Origin of the sequence: Pseudomonas sp. DSV-1 (assembly GCF_035830915.1) — a bacterium.
Taxonomy (GTDB): Bacteria; Pseudomonadota; Gammaproteobacteria; order Pseudomonadales; family Pseudomonadaceae; genus Aquipseudomonas.
In genome coordinates, this window is sequence record NZ_JAYMYG010000001.1 from 4,401,387 (window position 1) to 4,417,143 (window position 15,757).

Here is a 15,757-nt window from a genome sequence, read left to right on the forward strand (position 1 = left end):
GCCCATGCTGCGTATCTTGCTGATCAACGACACGGCTAAAAAAGTCGGCCGCCTCAAAGCTGCGCTGAGCGAAGCCGGCTTTGAGGTGATCGACGAATCAGGCCTGACCATCGACCTGCCCGCGCGCGTCGAAACGGTGCGCCCGGATGTGATTCTGATCGATACCGAGTCACCCAGCCGCGATGTGATGGAACAAGTGGTGCTGGTTTCTCGGGACCAGCCACGGCCAATTGTGATGTTCACCGACGAGCACGACCCCGGCGTGATGCGCCAGGCAATCAAGTCCGGGGTCAGTGCGTACATCGTCGAAGGCATTCACGCACAACGTTTGCAGCCCATTCTCGATGTGGCCATGGCCCGCTTTGAAAGCGACCAGGCCCTGCGCGCCCAACTGCACGCCCGGGACCAGCAACTGGCCGAGCGCAAGCGCATCGAACTGGCCAAGGGCCTGTTGATGAAAATGAAAAGCTGCAACGAAGAAGAGGCCTACACCCTGATGCGCCGCCAGGCCATGAGCCGTCAGCAAAAGCTGATTCAGGTCGCGGAACAGATCATTGCCATGAGCGAGTTGCTGGGCTGACACCCCCTCTGGGTTGGCACACTTCTCGCTAAGCAATCCCTACCGGTAACCAACGGCGGTTGCCACACCCAAGACAAAGACGTCGCTGACCTCATTCGCCCATCGCGGATCAGGTAGCGGCGTTTTTTCGTTTTGGCCCTGCTGGCTCATGACTCCTTCTCGAAACGATTAACCGTTGAGGTGCGCGATGAATTCAAGCTTCTGGAAATCCGGCCATACCCCGACCCTGTTCGCAGCCTTTCTCTATTTCGACCTGAGCTTTATGGTCTGGTACCTGCTCGGGCCGCTGGCGGTGCAAATCGCCGCCGACCTGCACCTGACCACCCAACAACGCGGGCTGGTGGTGGCCACGCCGATCCTGGCCGGGGCCTTGCTGCGCTTTGTCATGGGCCTGCTGGCGGATCGCCTGTCACCGAAAACCGCCGGACTGATCGGTCAGGTCATCGTGATCGGTGCGCTGTTCGTCGCCTGGAAGCACGGCATTCACAGCTACGAACAAGCCCTGCTGCTGGGGCTGTTCCTGGGCATGGCGGGCGCCTCGTTCGCCGTGGCGCTGCCGCTGGCCTCGCAGTGGTATCCGCCACAGCACCAGGGCAAGGCGATGGGCATTGCCGGTGCAGGCAACTCGGGTACGGTGTTCGCCGCCCTGCTGGCCCCGCTGCTCGCCGCCGCCTACGGCTGGAGCAATGTGTTCGGTTTTGCCCTGATCCCGCTGGTGCTGTGCATATTCGTATTTGCCTGGCTGGCCAGGAACGCTCCCGAGCGGCCTAAAGCCAAGTCCATGGGGGATTATTTCAAGGCCCTGGGCGACCGCGACAGCTGGTGGTTCATGTTTTTCTACAGTGTGACGTTCGGTGGCTTTATCGGCCTGGCCAGCGCCCTGCCCGGCTATTTCAACGATCAATACGGGCTGAGCCCGATCACCGCCGGTTACTACACAGCAGCCTGCGTCTTTGGTGGCAGTTTGATGCGGCCTTTGGGCGGCGCTCTGGCGGACCGATTCGGCGGGATTCGCACCCTGCTGGGCATGTACACCGTAGCGACCATCAGCATCGCGGCAGTGGGCTTCAACCTACCAAACTCCTACGCCGCACTGGCACTTTTCGTCTGCACCATGCTGGGTCTGGGTGCCGGTAACGGTGCAGTATTCCAATTAGTGCCGCAGCGTTTTCGTCGTGAAATCGGCGTCATGACCGGTTTGATCGGGATGGCCGGTGGTATCGGCGGTTTCGCCCTGGCCGCAGGCATGGGGGCAATCAAGCAAAGCACCGGCAGTTATCAGCTGGCCTTGTGGTTGTTCGCCAGCCTGGGAGTGCTGGCCTGGTTTGGCCTGCATGGGGTCAAGCGCCGCTGGAGAACCACCTGGGGCTCGGCTGCCGTGACCGCAGCCCGCGTGTAAAGCCGTCATGAGCCTGCAACTGAGCTTCGCCCACGCCAGCGCCATCGGCCCGCGCGCCGAGAATCAGGACGCGCTGCGCGAGGTCACGCCGGTGCCGCTGCTGGCCACGAGCAAAGGCTATTTGTTCGCCATCGCCGATGGTGTCAGCCAATGCGCCGATGGCGGGCTGGCGGCCCGTTCGACCTTGCAGGCGCTGGCGCTGGACTATTACGCCACGCCTGAAACCTGGAGCGTGGCCCAGGCACTGGAGCGCTTGCTGCTCGCGCAAAACCGCTGGCTACAGGCCAATGGCGGCGGGCAACCGCTGCTGACCACGGTCAGTGCCCTGGTGCTGCGCGGCAGGCGGTTTACCCTGGCCCATGTCGGCGATTGCCGGGTGTACCGCTGGCACGGCGAGACCTTGCAGCGCATCAGCGAAGATCACGTCTGGGATCAGCCGGGCATGCAGCATGTGCTCAAGCGGGCGCTGGGGCTTGATCAACATCTGGTAGTGGATTTCCTTGATGGGCCGCTGCGTCAGGACGAGACCTTTGTGCTGCTCAGTGACGGCGTCTGGTCGACATTGGGCGATACCGCCATCGCCGCCATTGTGCGTGACCTGCCCGACCTGCAAAGCGCCGCCAGCACCCTGGTCAATGCCGCACATCGGGCAGGCAGCCAGGACAACGCCAGTGCCCTGCTGGTAAGGGTCGACACCCTGGGCGAGAGCGACATCGGCGATGCCTTGATGCAATTGCAGCAATGGCCATTACCCCCCGCCCTGAGGCCTGGGCAGCACTTTGAGGGCTGGCAGGTCGAAAGCCATCTGGGCCAGAGTCAGCAATCGCTGCTCTACCGGGTACGGGACGCACAACAACAGCCCTGGCTGCTGAAAACCCTGCCGGCCCGCCTGCACGACGATCATCAGGCAGGGCAGGCCTTGCTGTCGGAGGAATGGTTTCTCAAGCGGGTGGCCGGGCGGCACTTTCCTGAAGTACACCCGGCCAGTCAGCGTCAGCATCTGTACTACGTAATGCGTGAATACCCTGGCATTACCCTGGAAAAACTCTTTGCCAAGGGTGGGCCACTGCCCCTGGCGCAATGGCTGGACCTGGCCGAGCGCCTGCTGCGGGCCGTAGGGCTGCTGCACCGGCGGCAGATTTTTCACCGCGATATCAAGCCGCACAATGTGCTGCTGGGTGACGACGGCGAGCTGCGCGTGCTGGACTTCGGGCTGGCCTACTGTCCGGGCCTGTCTGAGGATCTGCCATCGGCGCTGCCCGGTACTCCCAGCTACATCGCTCCGGAAGCCTTTCGCGGCGAAAAACCCGCCGCCCGACAGGACCTGTATGCCGTGGGCGTGACCCTGTATTACCTGCTGACCGGGCATTATCCCTACGGTGAAATCGAAGCTTTCCAGCGCCCGCGCTTTGGCGTGCCGGTGAGCGCCAGTCGATACCGCCCCGACCTGCCGGAATGGATTGCCCACAGCCTGGAACGCGGTATTGCAGCCGATCCGCAGCTGCGTTTTGAAACTGCCGAAGAGTGGTTGCTGCAACTGGAGCAGGGCGAACGCCAGAGCCTGAACGTACGCCCCAGACCCTTGCTGGAGCGAGAACCGCTGATGGTGTGGCGGGCGGTGGCGTTGATGTCGTTGTTGATCAATCTGGTGCTGATGTTTTTGCTGCTTCACACCTGACAGTCGCTCGAAAACCCTGTAGTCGCTGACGAGCCGTGCGAGGCTGCGATCGGTGTGATGCGGCACATCGATCGCAGCCTCGTTCTACTCGTCAGCGACTACAGGCGTAACGCTCCAACATCGGGCGCGGCGCTTTCATTCGGTGCATAAAACCCTCACCTCAACATTTCATCGCCCTTTAAACACAGGCCCTGGCAACTTGGCACAACCGCTGCATTAGCTCTTTCATCAATCATAAAACCCGGTCTTCAACGACGAAGAACAGGTTTCCCGAGAGAACGGGACAAGGACAAAGGTGTCCTCGCCAGGTAACTGGCGGGACACCTTTTTTGTTTGCGTACGATTTGTCGAGCATGGCCGCGGAGAACCTGATGAAAAAACTAAAACTGGTGATGATCGGCAACGGCATGGCCGGGGTTCGTACCCTGGAAGAATTGCTCAAGCTGAGCAGCGAGCTCTATGACATCACGGTCTTCGGCGCCGAACCCCATGCCAACTACAACCGCATCCTGCTGTCCCCCGTACTGGCCGGTGAACAGACCTTTGATGAGATCGTGCTCAACGATCTGGACTGGTATCTGGACAACAACATCACGTTGCTGCTCAACCGCAGAGTGGTGACGATCGACCGGGTAAAACGTCGGGTCATTGCCGACGACGGCACCGAGGCCGAATACGATCGCCTGCTGATCGCCACCGGCTCATCGCCGTTCATTCTGCCGATCCCGGGCAACACCCTGGACGGCGTCATCGGCTACCGCGACATTGCCGACACCCAGGCCATGATCGACACCGCCAAAACCCACACCCATGCAGTGGTCATCGGGGGCGGCCTGCTCGGCCTGGAAGCAGCCAACGGTCTGATGCTGCGCGGCATGCATGTGACCGTGATCCACAACGGCGAATGGCTGCTGGATCGCCAACTGGACCGGGTCAGCGGCCAACTGCTGCAAGACGCCCTCGAAGCCAGCGGCCTGCATTTTCGGTTGTGCGAGCAGACCAGCGCCCTGCACGACGCGGGCAATGGCCGGGTCGGGTCGGTGGAGTTCAAGAGCGGCCAGATCATCCCTGCCGACCTGGTGGTGATGGCTGCAGGCATTCGCCCCAACATCGAACTGGCAGAGCGTGCAGGCATCCCGTGCAGCCGCGCGATTCTGGTCAACGACACCCTGCAAACCTACGACCCGCGCATTTACGCCATCGGTGAATGCGCCAGCCATCGCGGTATCGCCTATGGCCTGGTGGCTCCCCTGTTCGAACAGGCCAAGGTCTGCGCCAATCACCTTGCGCAATTGGGCTTTGCCCGCTACCAAGGCTCCGTCACCTCGACCAAGCTGAAGGTCACGGGCATCGACCTGTTTTCTGCGGGGGATTTCATGGGCGGTGAAGGTACCGAAACCATCACCCTGCGTGATCCCATTGGCGGGGTCTACAAGAAGCTGGTGATCAAGGACGACGTGCTGGTGGGGGCCTGCCTGTATGGCGACACCGCTGACGGCAGTTGGTATTTGCGCCAGATCCGTGAGCACCACAGCATTGACGGGATCCGCGATCATCTGATGTTCGGTGAAGAGGTTCTGGCCCTGGGGGAAGTGCGCTGATGAACCGCCAGATCACCGCCTCCACCTGCTGCTATTGCGGGGTCGGCTGCGGCGTGCTGATCGAGCATGACGGCGAGCGCATTCTCGGCGTCAGCGGCGATCCGGCCCATCCGGCCAATTTCGGCAAATTGTGCAGCAAGGGCTCGACGCTGCACCTGACCGGCGACCTCAACGCCCGCGCGCTGTACCCGCAACTGCGCCTGGGCAAGGCCCTTGCCCGTGGCCGCACCGACTGGGACAGCGCCCTGGATCACGCCGCCAGCGTGTTCGCCGCCACCATCGCCGAACACGGCCCCGACAGTGTGGCGTTTTATATCTCCGGGCAGTTGCTGACCGAGGACTACTACGCCTTCAACAAACTGGCGCGGGCGCTGGTGGGCACCAACAACATCGACAGCAATTCGCGGCTGTGCATGTCTTCGGCCGTGGTCGGCTACAAGCGCAGCCTGGGCGCCGATGCTCCGCCTTGCAGCTACGAAGACCTTGAGCTGAGCGATTGCGTGATGATCGTCGGCAGCAATATGGCCTACGCCCATCCGATACTGTTTCGCCGACTGGAGGAGGCAAAAGCTCGGCGCCCGCAGATGAAAGTCATCGTTATCGACCCGCGCCGGACCGACACCTGCGATCTGGCCGACCTGCATCTGGCCATTGAACCGGGCTCCGATGTCGCTTTGTTTCACGGGATTTTGCACCTGTTGTTGTGGGAAGACTGGATCGACCGCGACTTTATCAAGGCCCACACCCAAGGCTTGCCCGAGCTGAAAAACCTGGTACGCGATTACACCCCGCAGATGGTGTCGCAGCTCTGCGGCATCAGCGTCGAGCACTTGCAGCAATGCGCCGAATGGGTCGGCACTTCGCCGAGTTTTCTGTCGCTATGGTGCATGGGCCTGAACCAGTCCACCGCGGGCAGTGCGAAAAACAGTGCGCTGATCAATCTGCATCTGGCCACCGGGCAGATCGGCCGTCCGGGTGCAGGGCCGTTCTCCCTGACCGGTCAGCCCAATGCAATGGGCGGGCGCGAAACCGGAAGCCTGTCCAACCTGTTGCCCGGCCACCGCGAGGCCGCCAATCCCGAGCACCGGGCCGAAGTCGCCGCCTACTGGGGCGTAGAGCAACTGCCGCACACCACCGGCCTGAGCGCCATCGAGCTGTTCGAGCAGATGGCCAGCGGCAAGATCAAGGCGCTGTGGATTGCCTGCACCAACCCGGCGCAATCCATGCCGGACCAGACCGCCGTGCGGGCGGCGTTGCTGGCCTGCCCGTTTGTGGTGTTGCAAGAGGCGTTTCATACCACCGAAACCGCCGCCTTCGCCGACCTGCTGCTGCCCGCCGCCAGTTGGGGCGAAAAGGACGGCACGGTGACCAACTCCGAGCGGCGTATTTCCCACGTGCGCAAAGCCATCGCAGCACCTGGGGAGGCCCGTTCCGATTGGGCAATTACTGTTGATTTCGCACAGCGTCTGGAAAAACATCTGCGCCCTGCGCAACCCGGCCTGTTTGCGTTTACCCACGCTGCGCAGGTGTTCGACGAGTACAAGTACCTGACCCGAGGGCGTGATCTGGATTTGTCGGGCATCAGCCATGCCGTGCTTGACGCCCTCGGCCCGCAGCAATGGCCCTTCCCTGTCGGCGCCCGTGAAGGTACTGCGCGGTTGTATCTGGACGGGATCTTTCCTACTGCCTCCGGGCGGGCACAGTTTGTCGCCGACCCGTATCGGGCAGCCAAGGAGCAGCGCGAAGCGGGCTTCCCGCTGACCCTGATCACCGGCCGCCTGCGCGACCAATGGCACGGCATGAGCCGCACCGGCACTGCCGCGCAGTTGTTCGGTCACGTCAGCGAAGCGGTGTTGAGCCTGCACCCGGATGAACTGCGCCGCCATCGCCTGCAACCCGGTGACTTGATCAGCCTCAAAAGTCGACGCGGGGCGGTGATCATGCCGGTCAGCAGCGATGACAGCGTGCGGCCGGGCCAGGCGTTTTTGCCGATGCACTGGGGCGACCGCTTTCTCAAGGGCGGGGTCAACACCCTGACCCTGCCAGCGTTCGACCCGCTGTCCAAACAGCCGGAACTCAAACACAGCGCCGTCCGGCTTGAGCCGGTGCAATTGCCCTGGCAGCTCTTCGCCCTGATAGAAGGCAATGTTCAACAGAAATTCGAGACATTACGCCCGCTCTGCGAAGCTTTTTCGTATGTGAGTTTCAGCCTGACGGGCCGCGAGCGCCCTGCGCTGTTGATCCGTGCGGCCAGCGCCAGCGCGCCAGACCCGCAACTGCTGCACGACATCGACCACGCCCTGGGGCTCGACGAGGGGCCGGTGCTGGCTTACGACGACCCGCGCCGTTGCATTGGCAAGCGGGTACGCATCGACAATGGCCGCATTACTGCCATTCGTCTGGCTGGCGAAACCCTGGCCCAGCACTGGCTGCAAAACCTGTGGCAGGAAGGGCACGCCGATGAACACCTGCGCCGCTGGCTGCTGGCGCCATTGAGCGCGCCACCCGGCAACGGCGATACCCCGGCCGCGGGCAACAAGATTGTGTGCAACTGCAAGAACGTCAGCCAGGGCGCGATAGGCGCTGGCATTAACCAGGGGCTGGACTTGCAGGGGCTGAAAAATACATTGGGCTGCGGAACGCAATGCGGCTCCTGCGTCCCGGAAATCAAACGCTTGCTGGCTGCCCAGGCGCAGCTGATCGCCGTTATCTCGTGAGGAAATCACAATGAGTGCAAAAGTCTGGCTGGTAGGTGCAGGCCCGGGTGATCCGGAGCTGCTGACGCTCAAGGCCGTGCGCGCCCTGCGCGAAGCGGATGTGGTACTGATTGACGATCTGGTCAATGACGCGGTGCTGGAGCATTGCCCGGCTGCCCGAGTGATTTCGGTGGGCAAGCGCGGTGGCTGTCGTTCGACGCCACAGGCGTTTATTCATCGCCTGATGCTGCGTTATGCCCGTCACGGCAAATGCGTGGTGCGGCTCAAGGGCGGCGATCCGTGCATCTTCGGCCGTGGCGGCGAAGAAGCCCAGTGGTTGCGCGAACACGGGGTTGAGGTGGAACTGGTCAACGGCATTACGGCCGGGCTGGCGGGCGCCACGCAATGCGCGATCCCGTTGACCCTGCGCGGCGTGGCCCGGGGCGTGACGCTGGTGACGGCCCACACCCAGGATGAGAGCCAGGTGAACTGGCAGGCGCTGGCACAAAGCGGTACCACGCTGGTGGTGTACATGGGCGTGGCCAAATTGAGCGAAATCCGCGAGCAATTGCTGGCGGGCGGCATGGCGGCGGATATGCCGGTGGCCATGATCGAAAATGCCTCCCTGCCCCACCAGCGCGAATGCCGCAGCCATCTGGGCGCGATGGAGCAGGATGCCCAGGTGTTCCAACTGAAAAGCCCGGCGATTCTGGTAATTGGCCGTGTGGCTCAACAATTGGCAGACCTGAACAGCGGGAGCGTGATCTCAAACGACCCCCTCGCCCCTACTGTTTACCCCGTTAGCCCACCCCACCCAGCGGCAAACAGCATTTGACTGAGCCGAATCGACCCCCGCCGTCATCCCGGTGTCATGGGAGTTTGTTTCCTTGACGGGCATTCAGCCTTCGAGGAGTCCCCATGATTCGCCCCACGTTACTGGCACTCGCGCTCTTATCCGTGATCAACAGCGCCTGCGCCGAACCCGGTCCGCCACTGCCCCATTCCCCCGGCGCACCTTATGCAGCCAGCAGTCTGGCGGACCGTATTGTGCTGACGCCGGGTGCCAATCCCGCTCGGGAAATGGCCGTGACCTTTCGCACGGACACCCGCCAGCTCACCAGCCAGTTGCAGTTGGCTGTGGCACTCGACGGCCCGCAACTGGATAAAGCCGCACGCGTGATCGAAGGCATCCCCCTGAGCCTGGAGACCGAGAACGGCGCCGCCCTTTTCCACCAGGTACGCCTGCACGACTTGCAACCGGACACCGCCTACGTGTATCGGGTCAAGGGCACCGATGGCTGGAGCGAATGGCTGCAGTTCCGTACCGCCGCCGAGGGGTTCAAACCGTTCAGTTTTATCTACATGGGCGATATGCAAAACGACATTCTGTCGCTGGCCTCGCGCAGTGTTCGCCAGGCGCTGCAAAGCGTCGCCAACCCGGCGCTGATCGTTCACGCGGGCGATCTGGTGTCGCAACGCGACGACCTTGTGCATGACGATCAATGGGGAGAATGGAATCAGGCCGGTGGTTTTCACTACGGGATGATTCCCCAGGTGCTGGCCGCCGGAAATCACGAGTACCTGGACAGCCTCAACCCCGACGGCAGCGAAAGCCGTACCCTTGGCCCGCACTGGAGCCGCCAGTTTGCCTTGGCGCAAAACGGGGTCGAAGGGCTGAAAAGCACCACCTACTTTGTCGACTATCAGGGCGTGCGTTTTATCGTGCTCGATGGCACCTCGGCCCTGGACATGGGCACCCTGGCCCAGCAAACCCGGTGGCTTGAGCAAAGCCTGAAAACCAGCCGTGCCCGCTGGAATATCGTGGTCAGTCACCAGCCCGTCTTTACCTGTGCCCGCCCTGAAGATACCGAGCCGTTGAAGCTCGCCTGGAAGCCTGTGTTCGAGCGGTACGCGGTGGATCTGGTGTTGCAGGGCCATGACCATTGCTACAGCCGTGTCACCGATGAAGCCGGTCGTGTGGCATCGACGGCTGCCCGAGCGGGCGGCAAGATTCAGGGTCCGGTGTATATGGTGTCGGTGGCCGGTTCCAAGATGTATGGCCTCAATGACCGGGCACAACAGCAGCCGGATCGCAGCGCCGAAGAAACCCAGCTGTACCAGACCATCGAGGTGCAGGACTCCCGCCTGAAGGTGCGCAGCTATACCGCGGCGGGCACGCTGTATGACGCGTTTGACCTGGAGCGCGACGCCAGAAACCGCAACCATCTGCGCGAGCCGGTGAAGTCCCTGCCCGCTGAGCGCGCCTGCACGCAAACGGCAGGCCCCGATGGTTTTGCCTGCAGCTCACGGGCCAAATAAGTCGCTCACCGATAGTCGCTGCCGAAGGAACGAGGCTGCGTTCGGCGACGAAGTCGTCGTGAAATCAGAGTCTGCGGTGTATCAGTTAAATCATGGACTCAGGTTTTACGATTGCTTCGCAATCGGACGCAGCCTCGTTCCTGCGGCAGCGACTACACGTTTCGGCTACATATCACTGTTCAGGTGATCGGTGCCGGGTTGAACAGGGTGATGTCGTTGTGCAGTTTGTGCTGCTCGGCCCAGGTGTGTTTTTTACCGCTGGCGACGTCCAGGTAGTAGTGGAACAGTTCCCAGCCCAGGTCTTCGATGGTCGCGCGCCCGGTGGCGATGCGGCCGGCGTCGATATCGATCAGGTCCGGCCAGCGCTGTGCCAGTTCGGTGCGGGTCGACACTTTCACCACGGGGGCCATTGCCAGCCCATACGGTGTGCCGCGCCCGGTCGTGAACACGTGCAGGTTCATCCCGGCAGCCAGTTGCAAGGTGCCGCACACAAAGTCGCTGGCCGGCGTCGCACAAAAAATCAGCCCTTTGCGCGTGAAGCGCTCGCCCGGGCCAAGCACGCCATTGATCGCGCTGCTGCCGGACTTGACGATGGACCCCAGGGATTTCTCGACGATATTCGACAACCCGCCCTTCTTGTTGCCCGGCGTGGTGTTGGCGCTGCGGTCTGCTTCGCCCTTGGCCAGGTAGCGGTCGTACCAGTCCATTTCCCGCACCAGCTCTTGGGCGACGGCCTGGGTCTCGGCACGGGAAGTCAGCAGGTAGATGGCATCGCGCACTTCGGTGACTTCGGAAAACATCACCGTTGCCCCCGCACGCAACAACAAGTCCGAGGCATAACCCAGCGCCGGATTGGCGGTGATCCCGGAAAACGCATCGCTGCCGCCGCATTGCATGCCCAGGATCAACTCAGACGCCGGTACGGTTTCGCGACGGCGCTGATCGAGTTTCTTGAGGCGGACTTCGGCCAGGGCCATGATCTGCTCGATCATCTCGGTAAAGCCATGGCTGGAATCCTGCAGGCGGTACAGCCACGGATCGCTCAGGTCCACCGAGCTGTCGTTTTCGTGCATCACCTGGCCGGCCTGCAATTTCTCGCAGCCCAGACCGATGACCAGCGCTTCACCGCCCAGATTGGGGTTGCGCGCCAGGTTACGTACCGTGCGGATCGGGATATAGGCGTCGGTGGCGCTGATCGCCACCCCGCAGCCGTAGCTGTGGGTCAACGCAACGACATCGTCGACATGGGGGTAAAGGGGTAGCAGTTCTTCCTTGATCCGCTTGACCGCATGGTCCAGCACGCCGGTCACGCACTGCACGGTGGTGGTGATGCCCAGAATATTGCGCGTGCCCACGGTACCGTCGGCGTTGCGATACCCTTCGAAGGTGTAGCCCTCAAGGGGTGCCTGCGCGGGCGGAACATCCGTGGACAGCGGCAGGCTGTCCAGGGGCGGGGCGGTGGGCATGCGCAGCTGGTCTTCGTTGACCCAGCTGCCCCGCGCAATGGCTTGCAGGGCGTAGCCGATGATCTGGCCGTAGCGAATCACTTCGCCGCCCTGGGGGATGTCTTCCAGAGTGACTTTGTGGCTCTGGGGCACAAAGTCCAGCGTCACGAGGCCATCCGCAAACACAGTACCGGCCGGTACGCCCTGGTCATTGACCACGACCGCAACGTTATCCAGCGGGTGCAGGCGGATCGAGCGCGGCGAATCAGAATGTTCAATCAACGTCATGATGCCGCTCCTCAAGAATTCACAGGTTTAAGTTCAGCGGTTTTCGGGTCAGTGGTCGGTGGCTCTTTGAGTACCACACGCTTGATCGGCCCGACGATGACCAGGTAGCTGAACACTGCCATCAATGCGTTGCAACCGACAAACACCAGCGCCCATTTGAACGAGCCGGTGGTGCTGATGATGTAACCGATGACGATGGGAGTGGTAATGGAAGCGAGGTTGCCAAAGGTATTGAACAGGCCACCGCTCAGACCGGCGATCTGCTTGGGCGAGGTATCGGAGACCACGGCCCAGCCCAGTGCGCCGACGCCTTTACCGAAGAATGCCAGGGCCATGAAGCCAACCACCATCCATTCAACGTCCACATAGTTACAGGCCACGATGCTGCTCGATACCAGCAGGCCGACGATGATCGGCGCCTTGCGGGCGAACGTCAGCGAGTGACCTTTGCGCAGCAGGTAATCGGAAATCACCCCGCCCAACACCCCGCCGATAAATCCGCAGATTGCAGGCAATGACGCAATGAAGCCCGCCTTGAGGATGGTCATGCCGCGGTCCTGTACCAGATACACGGGGAACCAGGTCAGGAAGAAGTAGGTAATACCGTTGATGCAGTACTGGCCCAGATACACACCGAGCATCATGCGGTTGGTGAGCAGTTGACGTATGTAGTCCCATTTGGGTCCGTCAGACTTTTTGCCTTTCTGGTCCATATCGACCATGCCGCCGTTTTCAGCGATGTACTTGAACTCTGCCTCGTTGATGCGAGGGTGTTCACGCGGGCTGTAGATCACCTTGAGCCAGATGCCCGAGAAGACGATACCCAGGATGCCCATGACGATGAACACATGCTCCCAACCAAAGGAGTAGACGATCCAGCCCATCAACGGTGCGAACAGCACAGTGGCGAAGTATTGCGCCGAGTTGAAGATCGCGGACGCTGTGCCACGTTCTGCCGTAGGGAACCAGGCCGCAACGATTCGGGCGTTTCCGGGAAAAGAGGGTGCTTCGGCCAGACCCACCAGAAAGCGCAGCATAAACAGCGCAACGACCGCTGTGGACATGCCGAACTCACCGATAAAGCCTTGCAGCACGGTGAACAGAGACCAGGTGAAGATGCTCAGGGCGTAAACTTTTTTGGAACCGAAACGGTCGAGGAGCCAGCCACCGGGGATTTGTCCGGCCACGTAGGCCCAGCCAAATGCGGAGAAGATATAACCCAGGGTTACGGCATCGATGCCGAGGTCTTTTTGCAGGCTGGAGCCTGCGATGGCGATAGTTGCACGGTCTGCATAATTGATTGTGGTCACCAGGAAAAGCATGAGCAAAATCATATAACGGACATGCGTCGGCTTGGTCGCTTGCATGTTGTACTACTCCCACTGTTTATTTTTATGCGCGGGTGAATCTATTTTTTTGATGTAGCTGACTTACAGTTTCTACAGATAAATGCGCTAGCCGACGGTCGTAATCCTTCACACAAAAGGCCGCTGATTTCTCAGCGGCCTTGGCTTTTGCTTACTGCGGACCTTGCTTGTCGATCAAGGCAGCCAGTGCCTCGTACTCTTCTGGCAACAAGTCGGTCAGTGGCGTACGCACCGGGCCTGCACTGTAACCTGAAATAGTGGCGCCAGCCTTGACGATGCTGACCGCGTAACCGGATTTGCGGTTACGAATGTCCAGGTAAGGCAGGAAGAAGTCGTCGATGATCTTGCCCACGGTGGCGTGATCTTCACGGGCCACGGCGTGGTAGAAATCCATCGCGGTTTTCGGGATGAAGTTGAACACCGCCGAGGAGTAAACCGGTACGCCCAGCGCCTTGTAGGCGGCAGCGTAGACTTCGGCGGTCGGCAGGCCGCCCAGGTAGCTGAAGCGATCGCCGAGGCGGCGACGGATCGACACCATCAACTCGATGTCGCCCAGGCCATCCTTGTAGCCGATCAGGTTCGGGCAACGCTCGGCCAGACGCTCCAGCAGCGGCGCAGTCAAGCGGCAGACGTTACGGTTGTAGACGATCACGCCGATTTTCACCGACTTGCACACGGCCTCAACGTGGGCGGCAACGCCGTCCTGGCTGGCTTCAGTCAGGTAGTGCGGCAGCAGCAGCAAGCCTTTGGCACCCAGGCGCTCGGCTTCTTGAGCGTACTCGATGGCCTGACGGGTCGAACCGCCTACACCGGCGAGGATCGGTACGCTGGTGGCGCAGGTATCAACGGCAGTTTTGATCACTTGCGAATATTCGCTGGCTGCCAGGGAGAAGAACTCACCGGTGCCGCCTGCTGCGAACAGGGCCGAGGCGCCGTACGGGGCCAGCCATTCCAGGCGCTTGATGTAGCCCTCGCGGTGGAAATCACCTTGAGCATTGAAGTCGGTTATCGGGAAGGACAACAGACCGGAAGAGAGGATGGACTTCAGTTCTTGTGGATTCATTATTCGAACACCCTGGGAGCACGTTGTGATGAAAAATACGTAAGCACTTCGCTACGTCGTACGTCATCGTACAACTTAAAAAGATAACGTCAATATCATTTCGTGCATTCGTGTTCAGCGGCGTCTGAATTTGGCCTGATGAAAATCACAAAGCCCGTCTAATACGGGCTTTGTGAGAGTTGCGCAGGGTTGAAATTTAATTTCAGAGAGGAGGTAGGTTGTCTGAGAACAACCGTTTCATGCGCCTGACCTGTAGTCGCTGAGGAGCGAAGCAAGGCTGCGACCGGCGTGATGCAGCACCCGTAAAGCCTAAGGCTGCGGTCTTGCAGTCTGATCCTGCGACGGCTTCGCCGCCGATCGCAGCCTCGCTTCGCTCCTCAGCGGCTACAACGATTACAAACGACTACCCGCGTTGCGCTTCTGCTTCTTCATGGGCATGACGCAGGCGTTCGCGGCTGTTGGTCAGGTGCAGGCGCATGGCCGCACGGGCCGCTTCGGAATCCTGACGGGCAATGGCCTGGTAGATTTCTTCGTGCTCGCGGTTGAGCCGGGTCATGTAGTGCTGCTGGTCATCATGGGCCAGACGCGCAGAATTGAGACGGGTACGCGGAATGATGCTGGTGCCCAGGTGAGTCATGATGTCGGTGAAGTAGCGGTTGCCCGTCGACAGCGCAATCTGCAGGTGGAACTGAAAGTCCGACGCCACGGCATCGCCATTGCGTGCCGCGTTTTCATTCAGGGCATCCAGCGCTGCACGCATCGCTGCCAATTGTTCCTCATTGCGACGCTGGGCAGCCAACCCGGCAGACTCCACTTCAAGGCTGATACGCAGTTCAAGAATCGCCAGCACATCGCGCAAGGTAACGACAGTCGCCGGGTCGATCCGAAAACCGCTCGGGCTCGGCGTATCCAGCACAAAGGTGCCGATACCGTGGCGGGTCTCGACCTGGCCGGCCGCCTGCAAACGAGAAATCGCTTCGCGCACCACCGTGCGGCTGACGCCGTGCGCCTCCATGATCGCTGACTCGGTAGGCAACTTGTCGCCACGCTTGAGCTTACCGTCGCGGATCTGCTCGGACAGCACCGTCACCAACTCTTGCGCGAGGCTGCGGCGCTTGCGAGGGAGGCGGGGTACGTCGATCTGGTTATCCATGTTGAACATTTTTCTCGAAATCAAAGGGGTCAGGGGCACTTCATGAAAGCAGCTGAAAAATCGCCCTGACACACCGGACGTCCGTGCTGCTGTGCTCCCGCATGGATGCATCATAGCTCAAGCCGGTTGTACGATCACCCGCTGACACAGGTGAACGCAAAACCTGCC

General features: G+C 61.1%; 11 protein-coding genes and 1 pseudogene. 8 read left to right on the forward strand and 4 right to left on the reverse strand.

The window, feature by feature from the left end; all coding sequences use genetic code 11:
* Positions 1 to 4: 4 nt before the first annotated feature.
* The 8 genes and pseudogenes from VSQ83_RS20630 (at position 5) to VSQ83_RS20660 (ending at position 10,273) form a co-directional block, all read left to right on the forward strand.
* Positions 5 to 580 carry an ANTAR domain-containing response regulator gene (locus VSQ83_RS20630; protein WP_019827366.1) on the forward strand — a complete coding sequence of 192 codons (576 nt, stop codon included), beginning with the start codon at positions 5 to 7 and terminating at the stop codon, positions 578 to 580.
* Between the two features lie 187 nt (positions 581 to 767).
* Positions 768 to 1,979 (forward strand): nitrate/nitrite transporter, encoded by a 1,212-nt coding sequence (locus VSQ83_RS20635; RefSeq protein ID WP_326427413.1) that lies wholly within the window; start codon positions 768 to 770, stop codon positions 1,977 to 1,979.
* A 7-nt stretch (positions 1,980 to 1,986) separates the two neighbouring features.
* Positions 1,987 to 3,657 (forward strand): bifunctional protein-serine/threonine kinase/phosphatase, encoded by a 1,671-nt coding sequence (locus VSQ83_RS20640; RefSeq protein ID WP_326427414.1) that lies wholly within the window; start codon positions 1,987 to 1,989, stop codon positions 3,655 to 3,657.
* A 371-nt stretch (positions 3,658 to 4,028) separates the two neighbouring features.
* Positions 4,029 to 5,252 (forward strand): annotated as a pseudogene (locus VSQ83_RS20645) (NAD(P)/FAD-dependent oxidoreductase); the annotation flags it as partial.
* 5 nt (positions 5,253 to 5,257) lie between these two features.
* Complete coding sequence (locus VSQ83_RS20650) at positions 5,258 to 7,975, forward strand: nitrate reductase (RefSeq protein WP_326427416.1); 2,718 nt, start codon at positions 5,258 to 5,260, stop codon at positions 7,973 to 7,975.
* 10 nt (positions 7,976 to 7,985) lie between these two features.
* A complete protein-coding gene (gene cobA, locus VSQ83_RS20655) occupies positions 7,986 to 8,789 on the forward strand; it encodes a uroporphyrinogen-III C-methyltransferase (RefSeq protein ID WP_326427417.1) in 804 nt (267 codons plus the stop codon).
* 9 nt (positions 8,790 to 8,798) lie between these two features.
* A complete protein-coding gene (locus VSQ83_RS26830; protein ID WP_442800254.1) occupies positions 8,799 to 8,876 on the forward strand; it encodes an H-X9-DG-CTERM domain-containing protein in 78 nt (25 codons plus the stop codon).
* Entirely contained in the window at positions 8,873 to 10,273 is a 1,401-nt protein-coding gene (locus tag VSQ83_RS20660; protein ID WP_326427418.1) for a metallophosphoesterase family protein, read from the forward strand. The genes VSQ83_RS26830 and VSQ83_RS20660 overlap by 4 nt, the downstream gene beginning before the upstream one ends.
* A 179-nt stretch (positions 10,274 to 10,452) precedes the next feature.
* Here the strand turns inward: VSQ83_RS20660 and garD are convergent, their stop codons facing one another.
* The 4 genes from garD to VSQ83_RS20680 all read right to left on the reverse strand — a co-directional run bounded on the left by garD (position 10,453) and on the right by VSQ83_RS20680 (position 15,589).
* Positions 10,453 to 12,006, reverse strand: coding sequence for a galactarate dehydratase (gene garD / locus VSQ83_RS20665; protein ID WP_219262380.1), 1,554 nt, complete (start codon positions 12,004 to 12,006; stop codon positions 10,453 to 10,455).
* A gap of 11 nt (positions 12,007 to 12,017) precedes the next feature.
* Positions 12,018 to 13,373 (reverse strand): MFS transporter, encoded by a 1,356-nt coding sequence (locus VSQ83_RS20670; RefSeq protein ID WP_133078844.1) that lies wholly within the window; start codon positions 13,371 to 13,373, stop codon positions 12,018 to 12,020.
* A gap of 151 nt (positions 13,374 to 13,524) precedes the next feature.
* The gene (gene kdgD, locus VSQ83_RS20675) at positions 13,525 to 14,436 is read right to left on the reverse strand and encodes a 5-dehydro-4-deoxyglucarate dehydratase (RefSeq protein ID WP_133078843.1); all 912 of its coding nucleotides are present in this window, start codon (positions 14,434 to 14,436) and stop codon (positions 13,525 to 13,527) included.
* 403 nt (positions 14,437 to 14,839) lie between these two features.
* Positions 14,840 to 15,589 carry a FadR/GntR family transcriptional regulator gene (locus VSQ83_RS20680; protein ID WP_219262379.1) on the reverse strand — a complete coding sequence of 250 codons (750 nt, stop codon included), beginning with the start codon at positions 15,587 to 15,589 and terminating at the stop codon, positions 14,840 to 14,842.
* Positions 15,590 to 15,757 lie beyond the last annotated feature (168 nt).

Bases quoted from the DNA above. Each gene is read 5' to 3' on its own strand.
- VSQ83_RS20650 (WP_326427416.1), top strand. From the start codon at position 5,258: ATGAACCGCCAGATCACCGCCTCCACCTGCTGCTATTGCGGGGTCGGC.
- VSQ83_RS20680 (WP_219262379.1), bottom strand. From the start codon at position 15,589: ATGGATAACCAGATCGACGTACCCCGCCTCCCTCGCAAGCGCCGCAGC.
- VSQ83_RS20660 (WP_326427418.1), top strand. From the start codon at position 8,873: ATGATTCGCCCCACGTTACTGGCACTCGCGCTCTTATCCGTGATCAAC.
- VSQ83_RS20630 (WP_019827366.1), top strand. From the start codon at position 5: ATGCTGCGTATCTTGCTGATCAACGACACGGCTAAAAAAGTCGGCCGC.
- VSQ83_RS20635 (WP_326427413.1), top strand. From the start codon at position 768: ATGAATTCAAGCTTCTGGAAATCCGGCCATACCCCGACCCTGTTCGCA.
- kdgD (WP_133078843.1), bottom strand. From the start codon at position 14,436: ATGAATCCACAAGAACTGAAGTCCATCCTCTCTTCCGGTCTGTTGTCC.
- cobA (WP_326427417.1), top strand. From the start codon at position 7,986: ATGAGTGCAAAAGTCTGGCTGGTAGGTGCAGGCCCGGGTGATCCGGAG.
- VSQ83_RS20640 (WP_326427414.1), top strand. From the start codon at position 1,987: ATGAGCCTGCAACTGAGCTTCGCCCACGCCAGCGCCATCGGCCCGCGC.
- garD (WP_219262380.1), bottom strand. From the start codon at position 12,006: ATGACGTTGATTGAACATTCTGATTCGCCGCGCTCGATCCGCCTGCAC.
- VSQ83_RS20670 (WP_133078844.1), bottom strand. From the start codon at position 13,373: ATGCAAGCGACCAAGCCGACGCATGTCCGTTATATGATTTTGCTCATG.